The 25,619-nt window shown below is 39.9% G+C and carries 23 protein-coding genes; 18 read left to right on the top strand and 5 right to left on the bottom strand.

The window, feature by feature from the left end:
- Positions 1-24 precede the first annotated feature (24 nt).
- The 6 genes from FUA25_RS08980 (at position 25) to FUA25_RS08955 (ending at position 8,407) form a co-directional block, all read left to right on the top strand.
- Entirely contained in the window at positions 25-612 is a 588-nt protein-coding gene (locus tag FUA25_RS08980) for a thymidine kinase (RefSeq protein WP_147756578.1), read from the top strand.
- A complete protein-coding gene (locus tag FUA25_RS08975; protein ID WP_147756577.1) occupies positions 609-3,053 on the top strand; it encodes a bifunctional UDP-N-acetylmuramoyl-tripeptide:D-alanyl-D-alanine ligase/alanine racemase in 2,445 nt (814 codons plus the stop codon). The genes FUA25_RS08980 and FUA25_RS08975 overlap by 4 nt, the downstream gene beginning before the upstream one ends.
- A complete protein-coding gene (locus FUA25_RS08970) occupies positions 3,053-5,218 on the top strand; it encodes a patatin-like phospholipase family protein (RefSeq protein WP_147756576.1) in 2,166 nt (721 codons plus the stop codon). Before FUA25_RS08975 ends, FUA25_RS08970 begins: the two co-directional genes overlap by 1 nt.
- A gap of 1 nt (position 5,219) precedes the next feature.
- A complete protein-coding gene (ybeY, locus tag FUA25_RS08965) occupies positions 5,220-5,630 on the top strand; it encodes an rRNA maturation RNase YbeY (protein WP_147756575.1) in 411 nt (136 codons plus the stop codon).
- 62 nt (positions 5,631-5,692) lie between these two features.
- A complete protein-coding gene (mnmG, locus tag FUA25_RS08960) occupies positions 5,693-7,555 on the top strand; it encodes a tRNA uridine-5-carboxymethylaminomethyl(34) synthesis enzyme MnmG (protein ID WP_147756574.1) in 1,863 nt (620 codons plus the stop codon).
- 33 nt (positions 7,556-7,588) lie between these two features.
- Positions 7,589-8,407 (top strand): class I SAM-dependent methyltransferase, encoded by an 819-nt coding sequence (locus tag FUA25_RS08955; protein WP_147756573.1) that lies wholly within the window; start codon positions 7,589-7,591, stop codon positions 8,405-8,407.
- A 174-nt stretch (positions 8,408-8,581) separates the two neighbouring features.
- Here FUA25_RS08955 and FUA25_RS08950 read toward each other — a convergent pair whose 3' ends face one another.
- Positions 8,582-9,772: a phosphoglycerate kinase gene (locus FUA25_RS08950; protein ID WP_147756572.1), complete on the bottom strand. Its 1,191-nt coding sequence runs from the start codon at positions 9,770-9,772 to the stop codon at positions 8,582-8,584.
- A gap of 600 nt (positions 9,773-10,372) precedes the next feature.
- Here FUA25_RS08950 and rpiB point away from each other — a divergent pair.
- The 8 genes from rpiB to tsaB all read left to right on the top strand — a co-directional run bounded on the left by rpiB (position 10,373) and on the right by tsaB (position 17,275).
- Positions 10,373-10,804: a ribose 5-phosphate isomerase B gene (rpiB, locus tag FUA25_RS08945; RefSeq protein ID WP_147756571.1), complete on the top strand. Its 432-nt coding sequence runs from the start codon at positions 10,373-10,375 to the stop codon at positions 10,802-10,804.
- A gap of 23 nt (positions 10,805-10,827) precedes the next feature.
- Positions 10,828-12,984 (top strand): ribonuclease R, encoded by a 2,157-nt coding sequence (gene rnr / locus FUA25_RS08940; protein ID WP_147756570.1) that lies wholly within the window; start codon positions 10,828-10,830, stop codon positions 12,982-12,984.
- 29 nt (positions 12,985-13,013) lie between these two features.
- Positions 13,014-13,694: a LysE family translocator gene (locus tag FUA25_RS08935; RefSeq protein WP_147756569.1), complete on the top strand. Its 681-nt coding sequence runs from the start codon at positions 13,014-13,016 to the stop codon at positions 13,692-13,694.
- On the top strand, positions 13,691-14,620 hold the full coding sequence (locus FUA25_RS08930; protein ID WP_147756568.1) for an LD-carboxypeptidase: 930 nt from the start codon (positions 13,691-13,693) through the stop codon (positions 14,618-14,620). The genes FUA25_RS08935 and FUA25_RS08930 overlap by 4 nt, the downstream gene beginning before the upstream one ends.
- Positions 14,621-14,769: 149 nt before the next feature.
- Positions 14,770-15,141, top strand: a complete 372-nt coding sequence (locus FUA25_RS08925; protein WP_147756567.1) for a YraN family protein — start codon at positions 14,770-14,772, stop codon at positions 15,139-15,141.
- Positions 15,142-15,162: 21 nt separating this feature from the next.
- The gene (locus FUA25_RS08920) at positions 15,163-15,912 is read left to right on the top strand and encodes an SDR family NAD(P)-dependent oxidoreductase (protein WP_147756566.1); all 750 of its coding nucleotides are present in this window, start codon (positions 15,163-15,165) and stop codon (positions 15,910-15,912) included.
- Positions 15,913-15,951: 39 nt separating this feature from the next.
- The gene (locus FUA25_RS08915) at positions 15,952-16,575 is read left to right on the top strand and encodes a hypothetical protein (protein ID WP_147756565.1); all 624 of its coding nucleotides are present in this window, start codon (positions 15,952-15,954) and stop codon (positions 16,573-16,575) included.
- Positions 16,576-16,594: 19 nt separating this feature from the next.
- Complete coding sequence (gene tsaB, locus FUA25_RS08910; RefSeq protein WP_147756564.1) at positions 16,595-17,275, top strand: tRNA (adenosine(37)-N6)-threonylcarbamoyltransferase complex dimerization subunit type 1 TsaB; 681 nt, start codon at positions 16,595-16,597, stop codon at positions 17,273-17,275.
- A 14-nt stretch (positions 17,276-17,289) separates the two neighbouring features.
- On the opposite strand, the gene FUA25_RS08905 is transcribed toward tsaB, so the two are convergent.
- From FUA25_RS08905 to FUA25_RS08890, 4 genes are all read right to left on the bottom strand, one after another.
- Positions 17,290-19,740 (bottom strand): tetratricopeptide repeat protein, encoded by a 2,451-nt coding sequence (locus FUA25_RS08905; RefSeq protein ID WP_147756563.1) that lies wholly within the window; start codon positions 19,738-19,740, stop codon positions 17,290-17,292.
- 102 nt (positions 19,741-19,842) lie between these two features.
- Entirely contained in the window at positions 19,843-20,400 is a 558-nt protein-coding gene (locus FUA25_RS08900; protein ID WP_147756562.1) for a Maf family nucleotide pyrophosphatase, read from the bottom strand.
- A 10-nt stretch (positions 20,401-20,410) separates the two neighbouring features.
- Positions 20,411-20,929: a KdsC family phosphatase gene (locus FUA25_RS08895; RefSeq protein ID WP_147756561.1), complete on the bottom strand. Its 519-nt coding sequence runs from the start codon at positions 20,927-20,929 to the stop codon at positions 20,411-20,413.
- Positions 20,919-21,671 carry a Rossmann-like and DUF2520 domain-containing protein gene (locus FUA25_RS08890; protein ID WP_147756560.1) on the bottom strand — a complete coding sequence of 251 codons (753 nt, stop codon included), beginning with the start codon at positions 21,669-21,671 and terminating at the stop codon, positions 20,919-20,921. Before FUA25_RS08890 ends, FUA25_RS08895 begins: the two co-directional genes overlap by 11 nt.
- A 103-nt stretch (positions 21,672-21,774) precedes the next feature.
- Between FUA25_RS08890 and FUA25_RS08885 the strand changes: the two genes are divergently transcribed.
- From FUA25_RS08885 to lepA, 4 genes are all read left to right on the top strand, one after another.
- On the top strand, positions 21,775-22,335 hold the full coding sequence (locus tag FUA25_RS08885) for an RNA polymerase sigma factor (RefSeq protein ID WP_147756559.1): 561 nt from the start codon (positions 21,775-21,777) through the stop codon (positions 22,333-22,335).
- Position 22,336: 1 nt separating this feature from the next.
- A complete protein-coding gene (locus FUA25_RS08880) occupies positions 22,337-22,882 on the top strand; it encodes a hypothetical protein (protein WP_147756558.1) in 546 nt (181 codons plus the stop codon).
- A 34-nt stretch (positions 22,883-22,916) separates the two neighbouring features.
- Positions 22,917-23,465: a hypothetical protein gene (locus FUA25_RS08875; protein ID WP_147756557.1), complete on the top strand. Its 549-nt coding sequence runs from the start codon at positions 22,917-22,919 to the stop codon at positions 23,463-23,465.
- Positions 23,466-23,580: 115 nt separating this feature from the next.
- Positions 23,581-25,377, top strand: coding sequence for a translation elongation factor 4 (lepA, locus tag FUA25_RS08870; RefSeq protein WP_147756556.1), 1,797 nt, complete (start codon positions 23,581-23,583; stop codon positions 25,375-25,377).
- The last annotated feature ends 242 nt before the right edge of the window (positions 25,378-25,619 follow it).

Here is a 25,619-nt window from a genome sequence, read left to right as displayed (position 1 = left end):
TAAATATTACGGCTAATTTAACAAATGTTTTTAGAAAATACAATAAATCACGCAAAACAAAGCGGGTGGATGGAAGTGATCTGCGGCTCAATGTTTTCGGGGAAAACCGAGGAACTGATCCGCCGTTTGCGCCGCGCTGAAATGGCCGGACAGAACGTGGAAATCTTCAAGCCTAAACTCGATACCCGATATGCCGAAGCTGAGGTGGTTTCCCATAATCAGAACAAAATCCGGAGCACTCCCGTTGAAAGCCCCAGCGAAATCCTGCTTTTGGGATCCAATTGCGATGTTGTAGGGATTGATGAAGCCCAGTTTTTCGATGAAAGTGTGGTAGAAGTAGCCAACCAACTGGCCAACAACGGTGTGCGTGTAGTAATCGCGGGACTGGATATGGATTTCCTGGGGCGTCCTTTCGGTCCTATTCCCAACCTTATGGCCACTGCAGAATATGTAACAAAAGTTCATGCCATCTGCAAAAGAACAGGAAATCTGGCCAATTATTCCATGCGGATTTCGGCAAGCCGCGATCTCGTGCAATTGGGCGAAACAGAAAGTTATGAAGCGGTGAGCAGAAAAGTCTTTAATGATGAAATGTTGAAGAAGCATCCATGAACTATACCACCAGAGAAATTGCTGAAATTACGGATTCACAATTAATTGGAGACGGCAATATCTGCGTAAAAAACATTGCGTTTGATAGCCGTACGATCTATTCATCCGCAGATACTGCGTTTCTGGCCCTCAATACTTCCAAAAACTCAGGTGAAAAATACATTTATTCAGCCATTGAAAAAGGGATCAAAATCATCATTTCCCGACATCAATTGCATGATACACCTGATATTACATGGATTATTGTTAGAGACGCCATTCAATTCCTAAAACAGCTTGCAAAATACCATCTTACCCGTTTTAACCTGCAAACCATCGGCATAACGGGAAGCAACGGAAAAACCATTGTTAAAGAATGGCTGTATCAGAGTCTTTTTGGGGAGTTTGCTACGGTTAAAAGTCCGAAGAGTTTCAATTCACAGATCGGGCTTCCCCTGTCATTACTTGAAATCAACGAAAAACACGAACTTGGAATTTTTGAAGTTGGAATTTCAAAACCCGGCGAAATGAAACTTCAGGAAGAAGTATTTTCCCCCAACATAGGAATCCTGACGCATATCGGTTCTGCACACGCTTCCAATTTTAGTTCCGAAGAGGAACTCATTGAGGATAAAATACTCCTTTTCAGAAACAGCACCACCATCATTTTTAATGGAGATAATGACTTGGTTTTTAATCGAATAAATGTTGAGTTTTCAAGCAAAAGATTAATATCCTACGGTTTCAAAAGCCGTAATGATCTTCATCTCAACACAGACTTGAAAAATAAAAAGTCAGAGATCTCTTTCAAATATTTTGGTGAAGAAATTATACTTCCCATCTACCAGCGGGATGAAGCGACTCTTTCGAATGCGCTCTGTATCATTGCTGTTTTAAAAGAGTTAGGGTTAAACAATGAGAAGATCAGAGAAAAAATAAGTTCACTAAGGCCAGTGGAAATGCGGCTTGAAAGCGTCACAGGATTGAGAAACAATGTCCTCATCAACGATTCCTTCAACCTGGATCTCGATTCGTTAAAGATCGCTTTCCAGTTTATTAAAGAATATAAGAAAAAGAGGCAGTCTCTGGTCCTTACCGATTTTGTTGAGGGAAAAGATTCCGAAAGCCTTTATCTTAGAGTCGCTCAACTCACCAATGCGCAGCATTTCAGCAAAGTTTTTCTGGTTGGCGAAGAAATAGTTCAATATGAATCCCTTTTTGAAGCTGAAACCTTTACTTTTAATAGCACTTCTGAACTTATTGACAGTCATCAACTTGATCAAATAGAGAACGAACTTATTTTACTGAAAGGTGCAAGAAAGTTTGAGATTGAAAAAGTGAAAAATTATCTCGAACTACAGAAACACGACACCATTCTGGAAGTGAATCTAAATGCGGTTCTGCATAACATCAATGTGCATAAATCGCTTCTGAAGCCTGAAACAAAGATGATGGCGATGGTAAAAGCCAATAGCTACGGCTTGGGAGGTTATGAAATGGCTGAGTTTCTACAGCACCACCATATTGATTATCTTGGTGTCGCATTTGCGGATGAAGGTGCTGATCTGCGAAAAAAAGGCATTACGGTCCCCATCATGGTCATGAATCCGGAGCAGCACAGTTACGATACAATTATTGATTACGATCTGGAGCCCGAAATATACAGCTTCAGGGTTCTGGAGCTGTTTTATCATCAACTGAGGCAGAAGGGAATCCAAAAGAAATATCCCATCCACATCAAGCTGGAAACCGGAATGCACAGGCTTGGTTTTAAGGAAGAAGACCTAGATGAACTCATCCAAAAGTTGAATAAGATGGAAGTAAAAGTGGAATCCGTTTTCAGTCATCTTTCTTCTTCTGATGTACCTGAAGAAAAAGAGTATACCTTTGAACAGATTGAAATTTTTTGCAAAAGTGCAGAATTATTAAGCAAAGGGTTAAATTACAATCCTTTAAGACATATTCTGAATACTTCGGGAATTGTCAATTATCCCGAATGTCAGTTTGATATGGTCAGAATCGGGATCGGAATGGTAGGAATATCGGCTAATCCCAAAATCAAAAAGCAACTGAAAAATGCGGTAAGTTTTAAAACCGTTATTTCGCAGATTTCAGCCGTGAAAAAAGGTGATTCTATAGGATACAGCAGAAAATACCGTGCTGAAAATGACACCTGTATTGCAACGATTCCCGTTGGTTATGCTGATGGAATCCCGCGGCTGATCGGTAATGAATTGGGTAAAGTGGGCATCAATAAAACCCTTTTCCCTATTGTCGGAAATGTGTGTATGGATATGATGATGATTAATATTGGAACCCATCCTGCCAGAGAGGGAGACGAAGTCATTATTTTCAATTCGAACCCTACCCTGGAGGAATTTTCCGGATATTGCGGTACCATTCCTTATGAAGTCCTGACTTCCATTTCATCCCGGGTTAAAAGAATTTATATAAAAGACTAATGAAAAAACTTTACATCTTTACCTTTCTTGTTCTCCTGAGTTTTTCGATAAAAGCTCAGATTAAAGAAGGCTTTGTAATCCCTAAAAATCCTAAAATCGGATTATCACTCTCCGGTGGCGGTGCCAAAGGTTTTGCGCATATTGGTGTTTTGAAAGTACTTGACTCATTGGGAGTAAAGGTGGATTATATTTCGGGAACCAGTATGGGAGCTATTGTTGGCGGCCTTTATGCTTCCGGGTACACCGGAAAAGAAATCGAAAAAATAGTCATCGACACTGACTTTTATACCATTATTGCGAATGAAAAAACGCGTCAGGAAACCTCTTTTTTCAATAAATCTGTTAATAAATATATTCTTACCATTCCGGTAAAGAACGGTAAGTTCAATCTTTTGCCGAAAGCGATCTCAACCGGTCAGAAAAACATTTATCTATTGAAGGAACTCTTTAAAAACGTTTCCGTAATAGAGGATTTCTCAAAATTACCGATTCCGTTTATGTGCATTGCAACCAACCTGGAAAGCGGCAAAATGGAAGTTTTCGAAAATGGTGATTTGGTAAGTTCCATAATGGCCAGTTCAGCATTCCCTTCATTGATGGATCCGGTTAAAATTGGAGATTCCTTATATATAGACGGGGCGATGACCATCAACTACCCTTCCAAACCACTCAAAGATAAAGGAATAGACATTGTAATCGGTGTGGATTTAAGCCAGGGTCTGGCAAACCGCGCAAATTTACAGAGTGCCATTGATATACTGAATCAGGTCATTGATTTTGGAATTCAGAAAGAAACCAAAAATCAGTATGCATACACTGATATCAATATCCATCCTGATCTTACGGGCATGAGCGCTACAAGTTATGATGCAAAGCAGGCCATTCTGGATTCCGGCTATGCAGAAGCACAAAAGTACACCCGGGTACTTTCGCTTCTTCCGAAAAAAGATGAAAATCTGCTTCGCGCTCCTATTAATTCCATTTACTCGAATGTTTATAAAATCGACAGTTTAGTACTGGAAAACAACGAAATTTTTGGACAGAACTATGTCGCGGGAAAAATGAACCTCAAACTTCCCGCACTCCTTACTTACGGAGGAATCAATAAAATGATTGATAAACTTTATGCGACGAATAATTACAAACTGATCAATTATGATATCATTCAGAAAAACGATAAAAATTACCTTAAAATAAACGTAACTGAAGATGACACCCGAATTTTCGTCAAATTCGGCCTTCATTACGATGAAGTATTCAAGACAGGTTTGCTGGTGAATGCCACTGCGAAACGCCTGCTGTTTAAAAACTCTACCGTCTCACTGGACATTGTTGTGGGTGACAAGCCGCGGTATTATTTCAATTACTTTATTGACAATGGTTATATTCCCGGGTTTGGAATCTATGCTTCCGGAATGTCCCTTGATTTGAAGGATATTGATTCGAATGTATATGACAGTTGGAACTGGCTGCACAACGAAGCCTTTATACAGTCCATATGGCGCGATAAATTTGCGATCGGCGGCGGAATCAATCACGATTATTTTGAGTCCAAAATAAGCGGCAATGCAGACTTCTCCGGGTCCAGAAACTTTCTGAATCCTTTTGTATTCATTAAAAGTGATACGCAGGATGACAAAAGCTTTCCGACAAGAGGATTTGTTCTGAATGCAGAAGGAAAAATCCTCGATCTGCTTAGCGACGAACAGCAAGGCCGCACTTTCCAGACAAAAATTACATCCCAGATCAACTTTCCACTTTCCGGATGGCTGACTTACAGGATTGGGCTTTTCGCCGGATTAACCATTGGAAATGACATCAATAAATTTTACCAATATCGGATCGGCGGAATTTTCGACCAAAATTTAGGCAATTTTACTAAATTTGAAGGCTATGAGTTTGGGCAACTGGATTCATCGAACCTCTTAACTGCTTCTAATACTGCCCAGTTTAAAATTTATAAAAATTATTACCTTGATGCCACCGTAAGTTTGGCCAATCTTTTCAATGACATACAGGTAGATGATATTTTCCATATTTCTGAATCCTCTGCTGGTTTAACAGCAGGCTACAAATCACCATTCGGGCAGATCAAACTTAACTACAGCCATTCATTAAACAGAAATAATGGGGTTTTCAGTGTAATTTTAGGACATTGGTTTTAATATGATACATTTTTTCTTTGAAAATATAAACGAAGTCAAGATCCCTTCCGCCACCGTTAATTGGCTGGAAAATCTGATCATTTCTGAAAATCGCAAAGTCGGTGAAATCACCTACATCTTCTGCGATGACGAATATCTCCTGCAGGTAAACCGTGATTATCTTCAGCACGACTATTACACAGACATCATTACATTCGACTATGTAAAGGGTAAAATAATTTCAGGTGATATTTTTGTATCTTTGCCCCGCATTTCTGAAAATGCAGATCTCCATCAGAAAAATTTTGATTCAGAACTTCACAGAGTACTTGCTCACGGGCTTTTGCATTTGTGCGGATATAAAGATAAATCAGAATTGGAGGTAGCAGAAATGCGCAAAAAAGAAGATTTTTATTTAAGTGTGAGGCTTTAGGATTCGGTCCATGTTTTACACTTACATTAATGTTTCACGTGAAACATATTTAATTTCAAGAGATGATAAACGAAGTATATGATGTCATTGTTGTTGGTGCAGGCCATGCAGGATGCGAAGCTGCAGCTGCTGCGGCCAATTTAGGATCAAAAACACTCCTGATAACAATGAATATGCAGACGATAGGACAAATGTCCTGTAATCCTGCAATGGGTGGTATTGCAAAAGGACAGATTGTGCGTGAAATTGATGCAATGGGCGGTTATTCCGGTATTATTGCAGATAAATCTGCGATTCAGTTTAAAATGCTGAATCTTTCTAAAGGACCCGCAATGTGGTCCCCACGTACACAGAATGACAGGATGATGTTTTCTGAAGAATGGAGAATTGCTCTTGAAAACACTCCAAATCTTGATTTTTTTCAAGACATGGTAAAAAGTCTAATCATCGAAAACAATCAGGCGTGCGGTGTTACCACTTCTTTGGGCATTCAAATCAAAGCGAAATCGGTTGTACTAACTAACGGTACATTTCTAAATGGGCTGATCCACGTTGGGGACAAACAGATTGGAGGCGGTAGAATGGGTGAACCCCGAGCTTTTGGGATTACCGAACAGCTTGTGTCATTGGGTTTCGAAGCAGGCCGGATGAAAACCGGTACTCCACCACGTGTAGACGGAAGGTCTCTTGATTATTCCAAAATGGAAGAACAGAAAGGGGACGAAAATCCTCAAAAATTCTCTTACACCGATACCCCGAAACTTACAAAACAGCTAAGCTGCCATATCGTTTACACCAATGAGCAGGTACATGATATTCTTCGCGAAGGATTTGACAGAAGTCCGATGTTCAATGGTACCATTCAGAGTATTGGACCGAGATACTGCCCGAGTATTGAAGATAAAATCAACCGTTTCGCGGAAAGGACCCGTCACCAGTTATTTGTAGAACCGGAAGGTTGGAGAACTGTAGAAATCTACGTAAACGGATTCAGTTCCTCTTTACCCGAGGATATTCAGCTAAAAGCGATGAAATACATCCCAGGTTTCGAAAACGTAAAGGTCTTCCGCCCGGGATATGCGATTGAATATGATTACTTCCCTCCTACTCAACTCAACCATACACTTGAAACAAAACTGATTGAGAATCTTTATTTCGCCGGACAGATCAACGGTACAACAGGCTACGAGGAAGCTGCTGGTCAGGGATTAATGGCCGGAATAAACGCCCACAATAAAGTTCATGGAAAAGAAGAATTTATCCTGAACCGAGACGAAGCATATATCGGCGTTCTGATTGATGATCTGATCACAAAAGGAACCGAAGAACCGTACCGTATGTTTACTTCAAGGGCTGAATACAGACTCCTTTTAAGGCAGGACAATGCAGATATCCGTTTGACAGAAAAAGCCTATCAATTAGGCTTAGCAGACGAAAAACGTCTGATCAATGTGCAGGAAAAAATCAAAAAGAGCAATGAACTGGAGGCTTTCTTACGGGATACTTCTTTAAAACCTGGTATTATCAATCCAATCCTTGAAACTATTGATTCTTCTCCTGTTGATCAGGCTTTCCGTGCAGCACAAATCCTTACAAGACCCAATATGACCCTTCAGGTGCTGGAAAATATTGATTTTATTAAAGATATCTCTGCAACTTTTGAAGAAGAAGTAAAAGAGCAGGCAGAAATCAATATCAAGTATAAGGGATACATTGAAAAAGAGAAAGAAAATGTGGCCAAACTCAACCGCCTGGAAACCATAAAGATTCCGGAAGAGTTTGATTATATGGTCATCAATTCCCTATCCTCCGAAGCCAAACAGAAGCTGAATAAAGTTAAACCCAAAACCATTGCTCAGGCCGGCCGAATCAGCGGTGTTTCACCAGCAGATATCAATGTTCTTTTAATCTATTTAGGGCGTTAATGTTTCACGTGAAACATACGAAAATTAATCATTATGAAAATTAAGGATCATTTCCTAACCGGAGAAATATTTGAGATAAGAGAAACGGAAACCAATGACGTATTGAAAACCTCTCCCCTGCCTGAAAATATGGCAGCTTATTACGAAAGCAAAGACTATATTTCCCATCATCAGGATTCAGGGAGTTTCAAAGAAAAACTGTATAAATTTCTTCAAAGCTTTAACCTCAATTACAAGAGGAATATTCTTGCAAAAGAACTGCCTATAGGCGCAAAGGTTTTGGATTATGGATGCGGGGCAGGAGAATTTCTGAAGTTCGTAGAACAGGATTTCCAAACTTACGGATATGAACCCAATGAGTCAGCACGTGTGTTCGCTTCCAAAAAATTAATAAAAACCCAATTATTAAGCAGTCTTGAAACAGTACAGGATGGAAGTTTAGATGCGATAACGCTCTGGCATGTTTTCGAACATATTGAAAATCAGCAGGATATCTTAAGTTTATTTTATAATAAACTGAAATCCAATGGTTTGCTTATTATTGCGGTTCCCAATCACACATCTGATGATGCAAAAAGATACCGGGAGTACTGGGCAGCATATGATGTTCCGAGGCATGTCTTCCACTTTTCCAGAACAGGAATGGAAAATCTGATGAACAATCAAAACTGGAAAATTAAAAAAATCAAACCCCTCCTGCTCGACTCTTTTTATATTTCGATGCTGAGTGAAAAATACAGAAAATCACCATTATTTTGGTTAAAAGGATTCATTTACGGAGCCATTTCTAATTTTAAAGCATCAAAAAACGGTCAATTTTCCAGTTTGATATATGTTATCGAAAAAAAATAGTTTTTCGATTTTCGAACCGTTTCTGAGAGTCAATTTTCATCATATTCAGGAAAATTACGCTCAGTTTACTGAGTCATTTTTATTTTTCAAGAAAATTTTTCCTCCAAACAACAAATAAAAAAGTTGCCCCAATTTGGGCAACTTTTATTTTTAATTCTAAATTTTAAGATTTTTCTAGCTGTTGATGGCTGCAATTCCAGGCAGTTCTTTTCCTTCCAGACTTTCTAGCATCGCACCACCTCCTGTTGAAACATAGCTTACTTTGTTTTCATAACCAAAATGTTTCACAAATGCCACGCTGTCTCCTCCCCCAACAAGCGAAAATGCACCTAATTTGGTAGCTTCCGCAATACTGTCTCCCAATGCAATCGTTCCGGCAGAGAAATTAGGCATTTCAAAAACACCTACCGGTCCGTTCCACAGGATTGTTCTGGAATTCATAATTACATCATTAAAAAGCTCCTGAGTTTTCTTCCCTACATCCATACCCATCCATCCGTCTGGAATATCGTATATCTCCTCTTCTTTTCTTTCTGCATCATTACTGAATTCATCAGCGATAATGGCATCAACCGGCAGATATAATTTAACATTCTGGGCTTTCGCTTTTTCAATAATTTCAAGAGCAAGACCCATTTTATCTTCTTCCAGAAGCGATTTACCAATCTTTCCTCCAAGCGCTTTAATAAACGTAAAAGCCATCCCACCGCCTATGATCAGGTTGTCAACGGCCGGTAAAATATTTTCAATAATGGTAATTTTGGTGGAAACTTTAGAACCTCCTAAAATCGCAGTAACTGGTTTTTCTCCGCTTCCCAAAACTTTATTGATGGCTTCAAGCTCCTTGGCCATCAGTAAACCGAAAAATTTAGTTGATGGAAAATATTTGGCAATTACTGCTGTAGATGCATGTTCACGGTGGGCAGTTCCGAATGCGTCATTTACATAAGCATCTGCATATTTTGCAAGTTTTTCTGCAAATTGGCTGTCTCCCTTCTCTTCTTCTTCGTAAAATCTAAGGTTTTCCAGAAGAAGGATTTCTCCGGGTTTCAGATTTCCAGTCATTTTCGTGGCATCTTCACCCATACAATCAGGACAAAATTTTACTGGTGCTCCTAAAACCTGCTCAATTTCAGGAACTATATTTTTTAATGAAAATTCATCTAAATGTTTCCCTTGCGGTCTCCCGAGGTGGGTCATCAGAATCACAGAACCGCCGTCTTTCAAGATTTTTTCAATGGTAGGTTTTACAGCCTGAATCCGGGAATTATCCGTTACCTTCAGGTCTGCACTTTGCGGTACATTAAAATCTACACGCACTAAAGCCTTTTTGTCCTTAAAATTAAAATCTTCGATTGTTTTCATTATTCGTCGTCTTTTTAGTTGCACAAATTTAAGATTAATTCACTTTGTTTGAAATTTAATTTCACTTTAAAATCCACAATCCACAAAGCCTCATCTTATCTACATTATCTTTTTTTTATATAAAAGAATATGAATACTGTTGTTGTAGTGTGTGGTTTTGTTGAGAAATAATTCTTCTTTATTTAGCCACAGCGAGTAGCTGGTGAGTTCATATTTAATTAACATTGCAAATGTTTGTAATTCAGCTGTATAATTCCTTTACCAACATTTGTCAGTAAGTCCTGAAGATCGCAGTATTGGGAACTTAACTATGGAAAATCTGTCCTTATTCGTTCCGAAACTTTCTGAAAATAAATCTAAGAAAATCCAAAAACAATTTCCAATATGAATTAAATATGAATTAAAAAAGCAATTCTTTTGTAAACTTATCAACAGGTTTTAGAGGTCATCTTCACAAGTTTTTCAAATTCTGATCTTTCAGCCAATTGTATACCAAATTACACTTGTGGTGAATGATTTACAACATTTCCTCAGCAATCCTACCCTATTTATTTTAATAGTATTAAATTTGTAAGAATTGAAAATTCTATATTAAAAGCAATGAAAAAGTTAGCAATTGCGTGTGATCATGCCGGTTTCGATTATAAAGAACTGATAAAAAAGCATCTTGAAGGAAAATTTGAAATAAAAGATTTCGGAACATTTTCCAGGGATTCTGTGGATTATCCCGATTTTGTTCACCCAGCGGCCACTTCGGTTGAAAACGGTGAAAATGAATTCGGTATCCTGATCTGTGGAAGCGGAAACGGTGTTCAGATCACGGCCAACAAGCATCAGGGAATCCGCTGTGCCCTTTGTTGGGAGGTGGAATTGGCAGAACTGGCCAGAAAGCATAACAATGCCAATATGTTGGCAGTTCCCGCTAGATTTGTTACAGAAGAGCTGGCTTTAAACATGGTCGATGCTTTCCTTTCTACGGAATTTGAAGGCGGAAGGCACCAAAACAGAGTCGAGAAGATCTCCTTCTGTTAACTTTTTCAAACAACAAAAAAATTATGGCTAAAAAAAGCAAATTTATATCGCCCAAAAACAATACAAAACTCCAGGAAATCGGACGTTTGATTTTAAGTTTCATGAATGGGAACTCTACTAAAATCTACAACTACAAACAGATTTCAGACGGAATCGACTATAAAAACCCTCGCCAGCGGGAACTGGTGATCCAGACCCTCCACAAACTTTTGGCAGATGACCGGATTATTGAAGTGGAAAAAGGAAAGTTCATCCTCAATCTGAAAATTGCAGGAACACTGACCGGCGTAATCGATTTTAACCAGGCCGGAAATGCCTACGTGCGCGTAGAAGGGATGGACGATGACGTCTTTATCCATTCCAAAAATGTGAAAGATGCGCTCCAGGGCGATAAAGTGCTCATCGTAACCTACCATTATAAAGGAAAAAAAATGGAAGGCTCTGTTCTCGAAGTTATTGAGAGAAAAAGAGATCAGTTCGTCGGAACTTTTCAGCTGATCCAGCATAAAGATTTCGGTTTCGTGGTGTGTGATAAAAAAACCATCAACACCGATATATTTGTACCAAAAGGAAGGATAGGCGGCGCTGAAGACGGTGATAAAGTAGTGGTTAAAATGATCCAGTGGAGACCGGGCGAAAAAAACCCTGAAGGGGAAATCATTAAAGTTCTGGGAGCTCCTGGCGAACATGAAACCGAGATTCATTCCATTCTTGCCGAATACGGCTTGCCTTATACTTTTCCTGAAGAAGTTGACAGAGAGGCAGAAGCCATCGACCGCCAGATCCATGAAAGTGAAGTGGCAAAGCGTCGCGACATGCGTAAAATCTGCACGTTCACGATTGACCCGAAAGATGCAAAGGATTTTGATGATGCCCTTTCCATTCAGAAGCTTGAAAACGGAAACTGGGAAATCGGCGTTCATATCGCGGATGTTTCCCATTATGTGACCCCGGGAACTTTGCTGGATGATGAAGCTTATGAACGCGCAACTTCCGTGTATCTTGTCGACAGGGTAGTACCGATGCTACCTGAAGTTCTGAGTAACGATGTGTGTTCACTCCGCCCGAATGAAGATAAATATACCTTTTCTGCAGTTTTTGAGCTGGATGAAAATGCAGATGTCGTAAAAGAGTGGTTTGGGAGAACCGTGATTCACTCAGACCGAAGATTCAGCTACGAGGAAGCCCAGGAAAGAATTGAAACCAAAGAAGGAGATCTTGCAGAAGAGATTCTGGTTCTGGACCGTCTCGCAAAAATTTTAAGAAAAACAAGAATAAAAAACGGGGCGATCACTTTTGACCGCAGCGAAGTACGCTTTAATCTTGACGAAAACAACGAACCGATCGGTGTATATTTCAAAATCAGTAAAGACTCCAATCATTTGATTGAAGAATTTATGCTGCTGGCCAACCGGAAAGTTTCGGAATTCGTTTCCCTGAAGCGCAGTGGTGATCCAACAGGAAATACTTTCATCTACAGAATCCATGATGATCCGGATCCTGCAAAATTAGAGGCGTTACGGGATTTTGTATCCACTTTCGGTTACCAGATGGATTTGGCAAACACCAAAAAAGTCGCAGAATCTTTAAACAAACTTCTTCTTGATGTTAAAGGAAAAGGCGAAGAAGGTATGATTGAAACTTTAGCCATGCGTTCCATGAGTAAAGCCGTTTATTCAACAGAACCGATCGGGCATTACGGATTGGGATTTGAATATTATTCGCATTTTACCTCGCCAATCCGAAGATATCCCGACCTTATTGCGCACCGTCTTTTGCAGCATTATCTTGATGGAGGACGTTCACCATACAAACCGGAATACGAAGAGAAATCGAAACACTGCAGTGCGATGGAAAGGCTTGCCGCCGATGCGGAGCGCGATTCCATTAAATTCATGCAGGTAAAATTCATGCAGAAACATTTGGGGGAGACCTTTACCGGCGTTATTTCGGGCGTTGCCGATTTCGGTTTCTGGGTTCAGATTCCCGAAAATGGGGCAGAAGGTTTGATCAAATTGCGTGATCTGATGGATGATTCTTACAGCTATGATGCCAAAAACCATTTGGTTCAGGGCGCAAGAACCGGCAATAAATACCAGTTGGGCGATAAAGTGAACATTCAGGTGACGAAAGCCAATTTAATTCAGAAACAGCTGGATTTCAAAATTATTTCCGAGTAAAAAAAGTAATTTGTACTGAAGCTAACTACATGATAGAACTTCTGTTTTCCGCAATGGGTCTGGGAATTATGCTAAGTCTGGTTTTCATAGGACCTATTTTTTTCCTGCTGATTGAGACCAGTTTTTCCCGTGGACCAAAACACGCCCTCGCCTTGGATTTAGGGGTAATATTTGCCGATATCCTGTGCATTGCTGCTGCATTTTTTGCCAGCGGGGATCTGGTCGAAATTATCGATAAGCATCCGGGATTTTATAGGATTACCTCTTTTATAATCCTCATTTATGCGGTATACATGATTGTTTCCAAAACAAAAATGCATTTGCCGGGCGAAGAAAAACTGATAGAGCAAAATTATCTCAAGACCTTTCTCAATGGTTTTTTCTTTAATATTTTGAATATCGGAGTGGTGCTTTTCTGGCTTGTAACCGTAATTTCGGTCCGGAATGCCTATCCAAAACTGGATGAATTCCTTTTATACATGACGGCAGTGATTGGAACCTATCTCGTTATTGATTTCTTTAAAATATCGCTGGCAAAGCAGTTTCACTACAGACTGACGGAAAAACTGGCCAATCAGATCCGGAAAGGAGTAGGATTTATCCTCGTGGGTTTCAGCATCTTTATCTTTTTACAGAGTTTCAAAAAATTCAATCAGTTCGATAAAAAGCTTGAACAGGCTGAACAGACTCAGCAAAAACAAAGCGAATGAAGGCTATGATCTTTCCAAAATCTTTAAAAAAAGGAGACCGAATCGCAGTTATTTCACCCGCAGGAGCTGTGGAGGAATCCCAGCTGGAAAAAGGATTGAAACTTATTCAGGCAAACGGTTTCGAACCGGTTTTAGGGAAAAATGTCTATACTAAATTTTCAAACGGCTATTTATACGCCGGAACGGAAGCGGAGAGAACCGACGCTCTAAACTGGGCGCTCAATGATAACGAAATTTCAGCGGTTTGGGCCTCTAGAGGGGGTTATGGATGCCAGCATCTCTTAGAAGGCATAAAGTTGACAGAATTCAGCAAAAATCCGAAGTGGTTTATCGGATATTCCGATAATACCGTAATTCAGAGTTATCTGCTGAAAAAAGGCTTCGCTTCCATTCATGCACAGACTGTGAAAACATCGGGTTTCGGGGTGAGTTCAAAAAGCTATGAGCAAACCTTTGACATTCTGAATGGAAAAATGCCGCATTATTCCGTTGAAAAAAATCAATACAATAAGCCTGGAAAAGCAGAAGGAATAATTGTTGGCGGAAATCTGGCGCTGATTTATGCGCTTTTGGGAACTCCCTACTCATTCGATTTTAAGGATAAAATCCTTTTTATTGAAGACATCGGTGAGAAATTCTATGCGCTCGACCGTATGCTGATGTCACTGGAACTGGCTGGTGTTTTCCGAAAAATTAAAGGATTGATTGTAGGCGGAATGACGCTCATGGAGGATGAAAAAGAGAATAAAAACTATAACGAAAGTTTTGATGAATTTGCCTGTAAAATAATCTCCGAACGCATAGCGAGATATGATTTTCCGGCGGTTTTCGGTTTTCCAAACGGGCATATTTTTGACAACAGGCCATTAATTATTGGTGCCAACATCAAAATGAAATCAGGTGACATCTGCAAAATAGAATTCTGACGGATGTTATGGAGTTTTCAAGGTACATTTTTTCTGCGTTTTTGATTACCACAGGAATTATGCATTTTATTACCAAGGACTTTGGCTTACCGTTTTACGTCTGCCATTGCAGATCCTTCTGATCTGGTGGGCTTTTAAATTTACACAGAATGGCTGAACACAACGATTTTGGGCATCTTGCAGAAGATTTGGCAGCTGATTTTTTAATTAAAAGAAATTATAAAATTTTAGCCAGAAATTTCCGTTACCAAAAAGCCGAAATTGATATTGTGGCTGAATTTGAAGACCAAATTGTTGTGGTGGAAGTAAAGGCCAGAAGTTATAATACCGTCATAGAGCCCCAAGAAGCGGTTACAAAAAAGAAAATAAAATCAATTGTGATGTGCGCAGATTTCTTCATGAAAGAAAGAAATATCAATCAGGAAGTTCGTTTTGACATCATTACCGTGCTTCCAGATGAAAAAGGCATTCTTCAGATTAATCATATTGAAGAGGCTTTTCAGAGTTTTGATGCCAATTAATCAACGACAATAAAAAATTAAATGAGAACAGCATTCATCACCGGCGCCACGTCGGGAATAGGCAAAGCCACTGCCACACTATTGGCCAAGAACGGTTTCAGGCTCATCATCTGCGGAAGGAGAACTGAAGCTCTGGAGCACACAAAAGCAGAACTTTCCGCTTTCACCGAAATCTTTAGTCTGAATTTTGACCAGCGGTATTTTGAAGAGACCGAAAACGCCTTTAAAACGTTGCCGGAAAACTGGAAAAATATTGATGTCCTTATCAACAATGCCGGAAATGCGCATGGTCTTGATTCCCTTGCAGACGGAAGAATTGAAGACTGGGACGCAATGATCGACGGAAACGTGAAAGGGATCCTTTACGTTTCCAAACTCATTATTCCGGGGATGAAGGAGAAAAATTCCGGACATATCGTGAATATATCTTCTGTTGCAGCCCGTCAGACTTACGCGAACGGAGTGGTGTACTGCGCTTCAAAAAGAGCTGTTGACGTTATTTCTGATGGAATGCGGCTTGAGCTCACGGAATTCGGGATTAAAGTGACCAACATCCAACCCGGACTCGTGGAAACTGATTTCTCCAGTGTCCGTTTCAAAGGTGATGAGGAAAGGGCAAAAATGGTTTATGAAGGCTATAAAGCGCTGGAACCGGAAGATATTGCTGACACGATTTACTACTGCATCAATGCACCAAAGCATGTGGCCATTTCGGACCTTACGATTTATCCAAGTGCGCAAAGTGAACCGAGAACGGTTTATAAAAAATAGAATAGGAAAACCAATTTTGGTTTCAAGAAATATAAATAAATGACCTTTCCAAAAGAACTGAAAGAAGCGATAAGCCATCTCCCTTCATCAGAAAAAGACAAACTTATTTTAAGGCTTTTAAAGAAGGACCGGCTTTTAACGGAACGCCTGCTTTTTGAGCTGGTAAGTGAGCAAACCGCAGATCAGAGAAGGGATGAAGTGAAGCAAAAGCTGGAGGAGGGAATAAAAAGAGCGACCAAAAATTTCAGATCGGCCGATTATTTAAATGTGGAAATCCGTTCTATGAGCGGCATCATCAGCGAACATGTATTCATCACCAAAGATAAATTTGGGGAAGCCTGGCTCAATCTGTGGATGCTGAACCAGATTTTAAAACTGAATAAAGGAAATCTATCAGGACAGCGCAGACAGGAAAAGTTCAGTATAGCAGTAATTGCAAGGGTTTTTAAAGTATTGCTCATTATTAATAAGCTCCACGAAGATTTTTTTTCCGAATTTTCAGATGAATTAAAGGAACTTGGAACCCTTATCGGAAATAGTCAACACCTGATGGCAACCGCCAAACACCATGGTTTAGATGTAAACTGGCTTACCCTCGGAAATGTTCCGGAAAATATTGCCGAAATATACAGGGAAATCAGAAAAAACGGATTCCTCAAATAATAAATATGCTTTCTTAAAAATGAAAATTCTCCACCTCGAAACTTCTTCTAAAAACTGTTCGGTCGCCATTTCTGATGGTGAAGAATTGCTGTGTTTATGTGAAGAAATCTCCGAAAACTATAAACAGTCCGAAAGCCTCCACACTTTTGTACAATGGGCTCTGGAAGGGGCAGAAATCACCCTGAAGGATCTTGATGCTGTTTCCTTGGGAATGGGCCCGGGCTCCTACACAGGATTACGGATCGGCGCTTCTTCTGCGAAAGGGTTCTGTTATGGGTTAAAGATTCCGCTTATTGCTGTAAATTCCATGGAAACCATGATCGCACCTTTTTTAGGGCAGAAGTATGAATTGATCATTCCATTGATCGATGCGAGAAGGATGGAGGTCTATACCGCCGTTTTTGACGGAAATTCAGGTGAAATGCTCATGCCAACCGAAGCAAAAATTCTTGATGAGCATTCTTTTGAGAATTTTAAAGATAAAAAAGTGCTTTTTATTGGAGACGGCGCGCCTAAAACAAAAGAAATTATCGAACTTCCAAATGCGGAATTCAACGGAAGTGTTTTTCCTTCTGCTAAATTTCTGATCAAAAAATCAGTTGAGAAATTCCTGCAAAATGATTTTGAGGATGTGGCGTATTTCGAGCCATTTTACCTGAAAGAATTTCAGGGAGTGAAGAAAAAGAAAAGCGGAGAATAATCTCCGCTTTTTTTCTATTTTTTAATCTGAATTTCCTGAGGCGTGACCTTTAAATTTTGCACCTTTTCCTGTTTTATTTTTTGCTGAGTGGCCTCCTGTTCGAGTTTTCTCTGCATTTCTTTCAGTTCTTCCTGCATAACTGGGGCATTCTCCTTTTCGGGCGTTTTTGGGGTTGGATTTGCAATGATTTTTCCCTGACTGTCAGTCATCTGTACTCCCAAGTCACTTTTTAGGTAAAGCAGCATTTCTTTGGCCTTTTCGCCTTCAGGCGTTTTTGCATAATTCAGGGCAATCTGTTCAAGCTGTAGGATCATAATCTCTTTACCACTGGTCTTGCCAGCATTAAAGGCGTTCAGCAGTGATAGTTTCGGAACCAGCGCATCTTTGGGATAAGCGGCCAACGCTTTTTCGATGGTGCTTCTGCTTTCTTCAAATCGTTCATTTTCATACAGTGCAAAAGCGGTTTTGTAAGAATTTTCGGCTTCTATATTCGATTTTACAAAAGAACTGTTGCGAGGATTTCTTGCAAATTCTGCGTAAGAAGTATATGGGTACTCAGCCAAAAGAATCTGTTTTGCTCTTTCGCCTGCGGCAGGATTTTTTTCATAATTCATAGCGAAAATCTCGTAAAGCGTCTGCAGCATCACTTTTTCTTCCGGTCTCTGATCTACCAGATCATAAAGTGTTTTGGTGGCAAGCGGAGTGTTGGAGAAGAAATTCTCATACATGATTCCGAGGCCTAAGGAGGCGGTATCGCGGTCTTTTTTTAGGCTCATCAAAACATTCTGATCAGTCGGTATTTTTTCGGTGTAAAAAGAAGGTTCAAACCTTCGGGGGTTCTGGACTGAAGTAATGCCCAGCGCGTCATTTTTCAAATCATCAATGGAAGACATTCTTGCTGAATATCTCCAGTTATCCGATAAGGCTCGGTTTCCCCAGACCTGTTTAAAGGTAGCTGTTCCTTTGGCAATATTGTTCTGGTTGGCGAAATAGAAACCCTTAGAAGAGGAAAAATCCTGAAAACCGTTACTGTTGTTGGCAAAAATTGAATTCGCACTGTAATCGCCACCGGCAAAATCTTTGGCTCTTTCATCGCGTTTCCGGGCCAGTTCTTCCTGCTCTTCCTTTGCTTTTATTTTGGTGATGTATGCAGCAAAGTAATCGTTCCGCTGGTTTTCATTCATTCGGGTCAAAGCCAAAATACTGTCATTCTTTTTGATGAGGTAATAGTTTTTTGCGATTTTCTTAATGTATTCCGACTGTTCCTTCAGGAGAATTTTAGAAGGTTCGTAGGTCATCGAAGCCAATGCTGAATCGTAAAAAGCTCCGGCTGAGATGTATTCGTTATCCTCCAGATAGCTTTTCCCGATTTCATAATAATTCAAACCCCTGATCTGTGGATCGGAAACTTTTTCGTTCAGTGATTTCCTGAAAAAAGCAGAAGCTTCCTCTTTTTTTCCGGCTTTCGCGGCCATTAATCCCAGCGCGTAGTAAAATTCATTCTTTCTGGAACCATAAGTTCCTTTTTTGCTTATTTTTTCAAGATATTCCTTAGCGCCGTTGTAATCGCCTTTACCATTGTAGGTTTTTGCAATCTCAATCTGGGATTTTACTTCAAATTCAAAATCATTCGCAAGCTGGTAGGCCGAAAGAAAACTTTCGCGGGCCTGTTCATTTTTGCCTTGGCTGGCCAGAATCTGCCCTCTCAGAAAAGCGATACGGCTTTTTATTTTGCGGTTTCCGTTTACGGAAAATGCATTTTCGAGTTCCTGAATCGCCATGTCTTTTTTTCCTGAATTCAAAAGAGATTCGGAAAAGTAAATGCTCAGGAGTTTTTCATAATCTTTATCCAGTTTCTGACTTCTTAGTTGGGTAAAAACATCTTCCGCTTTGTGATAATCCTTCATCTTCGCGTATGCCAGACCCTGATAAATTTTAGCGAGTGGAATCCGTTTGTCATCTTTCATGCTGGTGAAAAGATAATTGAGCGCATCAAGTGCAGGAAGAGGCTTATTTTGATAAATTCTTGACTGAGCCAATACGATATAAGCATCAAAAATGGCCTTGTTTTTTTCTTCACCGTCTCTGATCACTGAATATTTGTCAATCGCTTTTAAAGCTTTTGCCTCAGCAATTTCCAATACGGAGGCGGAAGTGGTTGAGGGTTGTCCGGGAATTGAAGGCGCATTTACGGTGGTTTTGTCTGTCAGGAACTGACTTTGCCCCAGTTCACTTCCGACCGGCTGCTCCTCATAAGTAAGCAACGGAATATACGGCGCGTAAAAATTATCCTTATATGCTTTGTCTCTGCTTTCAAACTCGAAATTGAGAGCGTCCTTCGCATTAAAAAGCGTGTTATAATTGGTTGAAAAGCCTTTCAGGAAAGCAGAACGTTTCTCAGGTTTCTTTGTAGCACAGGAAACGATGGCAATAAGTATGAGGAAGTAAAAGATGTTTTTTTTCATTATTCAAATATAACTGTCTAAATATCATTTTAGTATAATAAAGACCGATTATTTATCTGTAAAAATAATGAAAAAATTATTTGGAACCATTTTATCGCTCAATTATTGCCAATCGCGCAGCAGCTGGTAGATGAGGTGGGTTGGAAGGCCCATAACCGTGTAGAAACTGCCCTCAATTTTTTTGATTTTCGCCATTCCGAACCATTCCTGCACACCATAACTTCCTGCTTTGTCGAAAGGTCTGCACCGTTCAATATAAAAGTCGATTTCTTCATCACCCACTTCTTCAATTTCTACAAGCGCGACATCGGTCCTGGAAACTGTTTTTTCAGAAGTTCTGAGGGTAATTCCGGTGTAGACTTCGTGGGTTTGCCCGGAGAGTTTCCTGATCATTTCCTTTGCATGGTCTGCATCCCGAGGTTTCCCCAGGACTTCATTTCCAACAGCTACAATCGTATCGGCAGTAATTAATATTTCATCTTTTTCCAGTTGCCGAAAAGCATTGGCCTTTAGTTCTGAAAGATATTGTGCAATTTCTTTCACATCCAGCGTTTCCGGATAAATTTCATCACAGACAACAGGAACGGTTTCAAAATCATAACCTAAACCCAGCAGGAGTTCTTTTCTCCGGGGAGACTGTGAGGCAAGAAGGATCTTCATTTTTTAAAATTTACACGGATTGGGTATTATCTTCAATCCAGTTGCCCTGAATTTTCATAACCTGTTCTATTACATCGCGCACTGCGCCTTTTCCGCCATGGACAGGGGAAATGTATTCGGAAATTTCCTTCACTTCGGGAACGGCATTAATTGGGCAGGAGGAAATTCCGGAAATCCGCATGATTTTCATATCGGGCATATCGTCGCCCATGGTCAGAATTTCTTCGTTCTGCAAATTGTATTTCGATTTAAACTCTTCGAATTTTTGAAATTTATCAGAAACTTTCGCATAATAGTCTGTAATTCCCAAATAATTGATGCGATGTCGCACGGCAGGATCATCGCCGCCTGTTATTACCGCGATTTTATAATTATTTTTTACTGCTTTTACCACTGCGTAACCGTCCAGAACATTCATCACGCGGCACATGCTGTTATCGGGCATCAGATAAACGCTTCCATCGGTAAAAACACCATCAACATCAAATACAAAGGCTTTTATGTTTGCAAGTTTCGATTTATAACTCATACATTTTTTTTATAGATTCATTCATGGTTCTGTAGATTTTGAGATGCTCTTCCTCTGTCAGTAAAGATTCATGAAGTTTTAAAACCCGTTCGTCGTTTCTGACGGCGGGTCCCGTTTGAGCCTGTTTGGGCTCTATTTTTAAGATTTTCGAAGTCGTTTCCTCAATTAAAGGAAAAAACCAGGAAAACGGAATGTTTTGGGAGTCGGAAATTTCTTTAGCTCTCGCAAACAGATGATTTACAAAGTTGCAGGCGAAAACAGCGGTCAGATGAACATATTTTCTCTTTTCGTAATCGGAAGTAGCCACGTTCGGTGAGATTTTTAAAGCAATCTTTCTCATCAATTCCACATCTTTCTCATTTTCGCCTTCAATGAAAAATGGGATTTCGTGATAATTCAGTTCTTTAGACTTTGAAAATGTCTGCAAAGGATAAAAACTGGCTTTCCGGTAATTTCCTTCCAGAATATCTTTTGGCAGCGACCCTGAAGTGTGTGCTACGAGACAGTTTTCTTTTTTAATTTTTTTGGAAACTTCCTGAACGGCATCATCATTCACGGCAATCAGATAGAAATCGGCATCAGCTAGGTTTTCGGAAGAAAAGGGGACGGAAAATTTTTCGGAAATTTCTTTCAACGCCTCTTCATTCCTGCCAAAAATCTGGGAAATTTCAATTTTTTTATCGTAAAAAGCTTTGGCAAGATGAAAAGCAATATTGCCTGAACCGAGAATTACAATTTTCATGTAAATATATATGAACAAAGATAATATTTTGGTTTGGACTGAAAATTGGAATGTCTATTTAACTTTTAATTAAATTTGCCATCAAAACCACGAATGCATCTCCATGAAGATTAAGGAAGCCGAAATTATTGAGTTGATGTCCAGCGAAAGATCCCGTGAAAAGGGAGTTCGCCTGATGATGGATGCTTATCAAAGCCGGCTTTATTGGCATATCCGAAGATTTATTGTAGATCATGCGCTGTCTCAGGATATTTTACAGGATACGTTCATTAAAGCCTACACAAACTTTCATCAGTTCAAGCAGGACAGTCAGTTGTACACCTGGCTATACCGGATCGCTACCAACGAAGCGCTCCAGCAGCTTAACAAAATGAAAAAGATGCAGAAAACAGATGAAGATGCTGAATATCACATGCAGAATTTAGTCGCAGACAATGTGCAGAGTGATGCAGGGGAGATTCAGGTTCTTCTTCAGAAGGCCATCCATACGCTGCCCGATAAACAGAAACTGGTGTTCAATATGCGGTACTATGATGACCTGCCTTACGAAGAGATGAGTAAAATTCTGGACATGTCGGTAGGAACACTCAAGACCAACTACCACTACGCCAAACAGAAGATTGAAGATTATATTAAAGAGAATTACGAAGAACAAATTTTTTAAAATGAAAAATTTTGATATAGAAAAAATGGAACGCATCAACGCCTTTAAAACTCCGGAAAGTTTTTTTCCTGAAGTTCAGAACAAGGTATTGTCGCAAACCGTTTTTAAGGAAAACAGAACAAAAGTTTTTAAACTGGACTTTAAATGGGCGGCCGCGGCCGCAGTTATTTTGATTGCAGGACTCACCGCTTTCTTCTTTACGGATAAACAGGACCCGGCGAGTACAACTATTGCAGACACTGAAGTACAAAAAACAACACCATTAGCGGGTGAACAAACCAAGAGTGAGGAAATGATCGCGTATGAAACGGTAAAAAATGATTTAACCTCTGTCGAGAAATTGAATCAGAAAGAAGAAGAGGGGTTTGCAGAGAATAATGCGGTTGCAGTTAAACAACCTGTAGGGACACAAAAAAATAAAACAAAATCAGAAACGGTTACAGAAGCCGAACAGATCGACCAGCTTTTAGCAGTTTTTACTGAAGTTGAACTTTCAGAAATAAGCAAGAATTCAGATCAGGATGTGTATTTGGATTTATATAATTAAATTTGAATAACCTAAAGACTTAAAAATGAAGATAATGAAAACCGTTTTTTTACTGTTTCTCTCCATGGGTTCACTCATGTTTTCACAGAAACTTACCTCCGATAACTGGAAGAGAATGAGTGAGAATGAAAGAAAGGAACTGATTAAAAAAATGACCCCGGAAGAAAGGAAGGAACTTTTGAAAGAATTCAGGGAAAAAATGATGATTTCTGAACTGGAAGTGACAAAAGAGAATGAAGAGGAATTCAGAGATTTGTATACTGAATATCAGGAAAGCCAGAAACAGATCAAAAACAAGTTCACGCCGAAGGAAACTTACGACAAACTAAGTGAAGAGGAAGCAAAAGCAGAACTCGAACGCAGTTTTGAAATTGGCCAGCAGCTTTTAGACAACCGGAAGAAATATTCCCAGAAGTTTCAAAGGCTAATCAAGCCGCAACAGGTTCTGGAACTTTTCCAGACCGAAGGTAAAATGCGGGAACGGGTAAATGAAAGACAAAACAATATACGGACCCCAAATGAAAGTTCATCTTTCAGAAGCAGGTCTGCACCGGGGGGCTTCCGGAGTACAAAACGCCCATAATAGTTTATTTTTTAATGTTTGAACGCCCTTTGCAAATTTTGCGGAGGGCGTTCTGCATGTAATCATTCATAAAATCAAATGAAAACACTAAATTTGCAACCTATCTTGTAATTTAATGAAAAACATAAGAAATTTCTGCATCATTGCACATATCGATCACGGAAAATCCACACTGGCAGACCGCCTTCTAGAATATACCCATACCGTGACCCAAAGGGAACTGCAGTCGCAGACCCTGGATGATATGGATATTGAAAAAGAACGCGGAATTACCATAAAGTCACACGCCATACAGATGGATTATGAGCTGAATGGTGAAAAATATATTCTGAATCTGATCGACACACCGGGGCACGTAGATTTCTCCTACGAAGTTTCACGTTCCATCGCTGCCTGCGAAGGTGCGCTTCTTATTGTAGACGCAGCACAAAGCATTCAGGCACAGACCATCAGCAATCTTTATCTGGCTCTTGAAAATGACTTAACGATCATCCCGATTCTGAATAAAATCGATTTACCGTCTGCAAATCCGGAAGAAGTGACTGATGAAATCATGAATCTGATCGGCTGCGAATACGAAGATGTTCTGCGAGTTTCCGGAAAAACGGGCGAAGGGGTACACGAACTCTTAGAGCATATCGTAAACAGGATTCCTGCTCCCGTCGGAGATGAAAATGGGCCTTTACAGGCTCTGGTTTTCGATTCGGTTTACAATCCGTTCCGCGGAATTGAGGCTTACTTTAAAGTGGTAAACGGAAGCATCAAAAAAGGGCAGCGCATTAAATTCATGGCTACCGGTAAAATGTATGAAGCTGATGAAGTAGGGACTTTAAAACTGAAACAGGCTCCAAAAACTGAAATTAAAACCGGAGACGTAGGCTATATTATTTCCGGGATTAAAGATGCGCGGGAAGTAAAGGTTGGAGACACGATCACCACTTACGAAAATGGCGCAGAAAAAGCGATTGAAGGTTTCGAAGAAGTAAAACCGATGGTTTTCGCCGGAATTTATCCGATTGAAGCCGAAGATTTTGAAGAACTGAGATTTTCGCTTGAAAAACTCAGGCTGAATGATGCTTCTCTGGTTTTTGAGCCGGAAAGTTCAGCAGCATTGGGTTTTGGATTCCGTTGCGGATTCCTTGGAATGCTTCACATGGAAATCGTTCAGGAGAGACTCGACCGGGAATTTAATATGGATGTCATCACGACCGTTCCCAACGTTTCTTACCACGGTTACACCAAAAAAGATCCGGAAAAGATGATCTTGATTAACAATCCTTCAGAAATGACTGATCCCATGACGATGGATCGGGTAGAGGAACCTTTTATTAAAGCATCCATCATTACAAAATCAGATTTTGTAGGCGCTGTAATGACTTTATGTATCGAAAAAAGAGGCGAAATTGTTACCCAGAATTATTTAACCTCAGACCGTGTAGAGATGGTTTTCAATATGCCTCTGGCAGAAGTGGTTTTCGATTTTTACGACCGTTTAAAATCTATTTCCAAAGGTTACGCATCTTTCGATTATCACCCGATCGGTTTCCGCGCCTCAAAACTGGTGAAGATGGATATTCTGATCAATGGCGATATGGTAGATGCACTTTCATCCCTTATTCACGACAGCAACGCATATTATATCGGAAAAAGAATGTGCGAAAAACTGCGCGAACTGATCCCGAGACAGCAGTTTGACATTGCCGTTCAGGCCGCTTTGGGTGCGAAAGTAATCGCAAGGGAAACCATCAAGGCTTTGAGAAAAGATGTTACCGCAAAATGTTACGGAGGGGATATTTCGAGAAAACGTAAGCTTCTTGAAAAACAGAAAGAAGGAAAGAAAAAAATGAAGCAAATCGGTAGGGTTGAGGTTCCGCAATCGGCATTTATGGCGGTTCTGAAGCTGAATGATTAATCTTAAGTACTCGCTTGTATGCGTTTCGAAAATAAACAAATCCGTAGAAAATTTTCTGCGGATTTTTAAGATGTAGTATAATGAATGGAAAGGTAATTTTTAACTCAGCAATACTTTTATATATCATTTTCTATAAAATAGTCGTAGGATTATTTCTAAATGTGGGAATTGTTATTGGCACTCTGATGGAATTTTCCGTAATTCCCTTACTAATTTTAACAACAGCACAATTATTCATATTA

Source organism: Chryseobacterium sp., from assembly GCF_008014695.1.
Classification (GTDB): Bacteria; Bacteroidota; Bacteroidia; order Flavobacteriales; family Weeksellaceae; genus Kaistella.
This window is presented reverse-complemented; position numbering and strand designations above follow the sequence as displayed.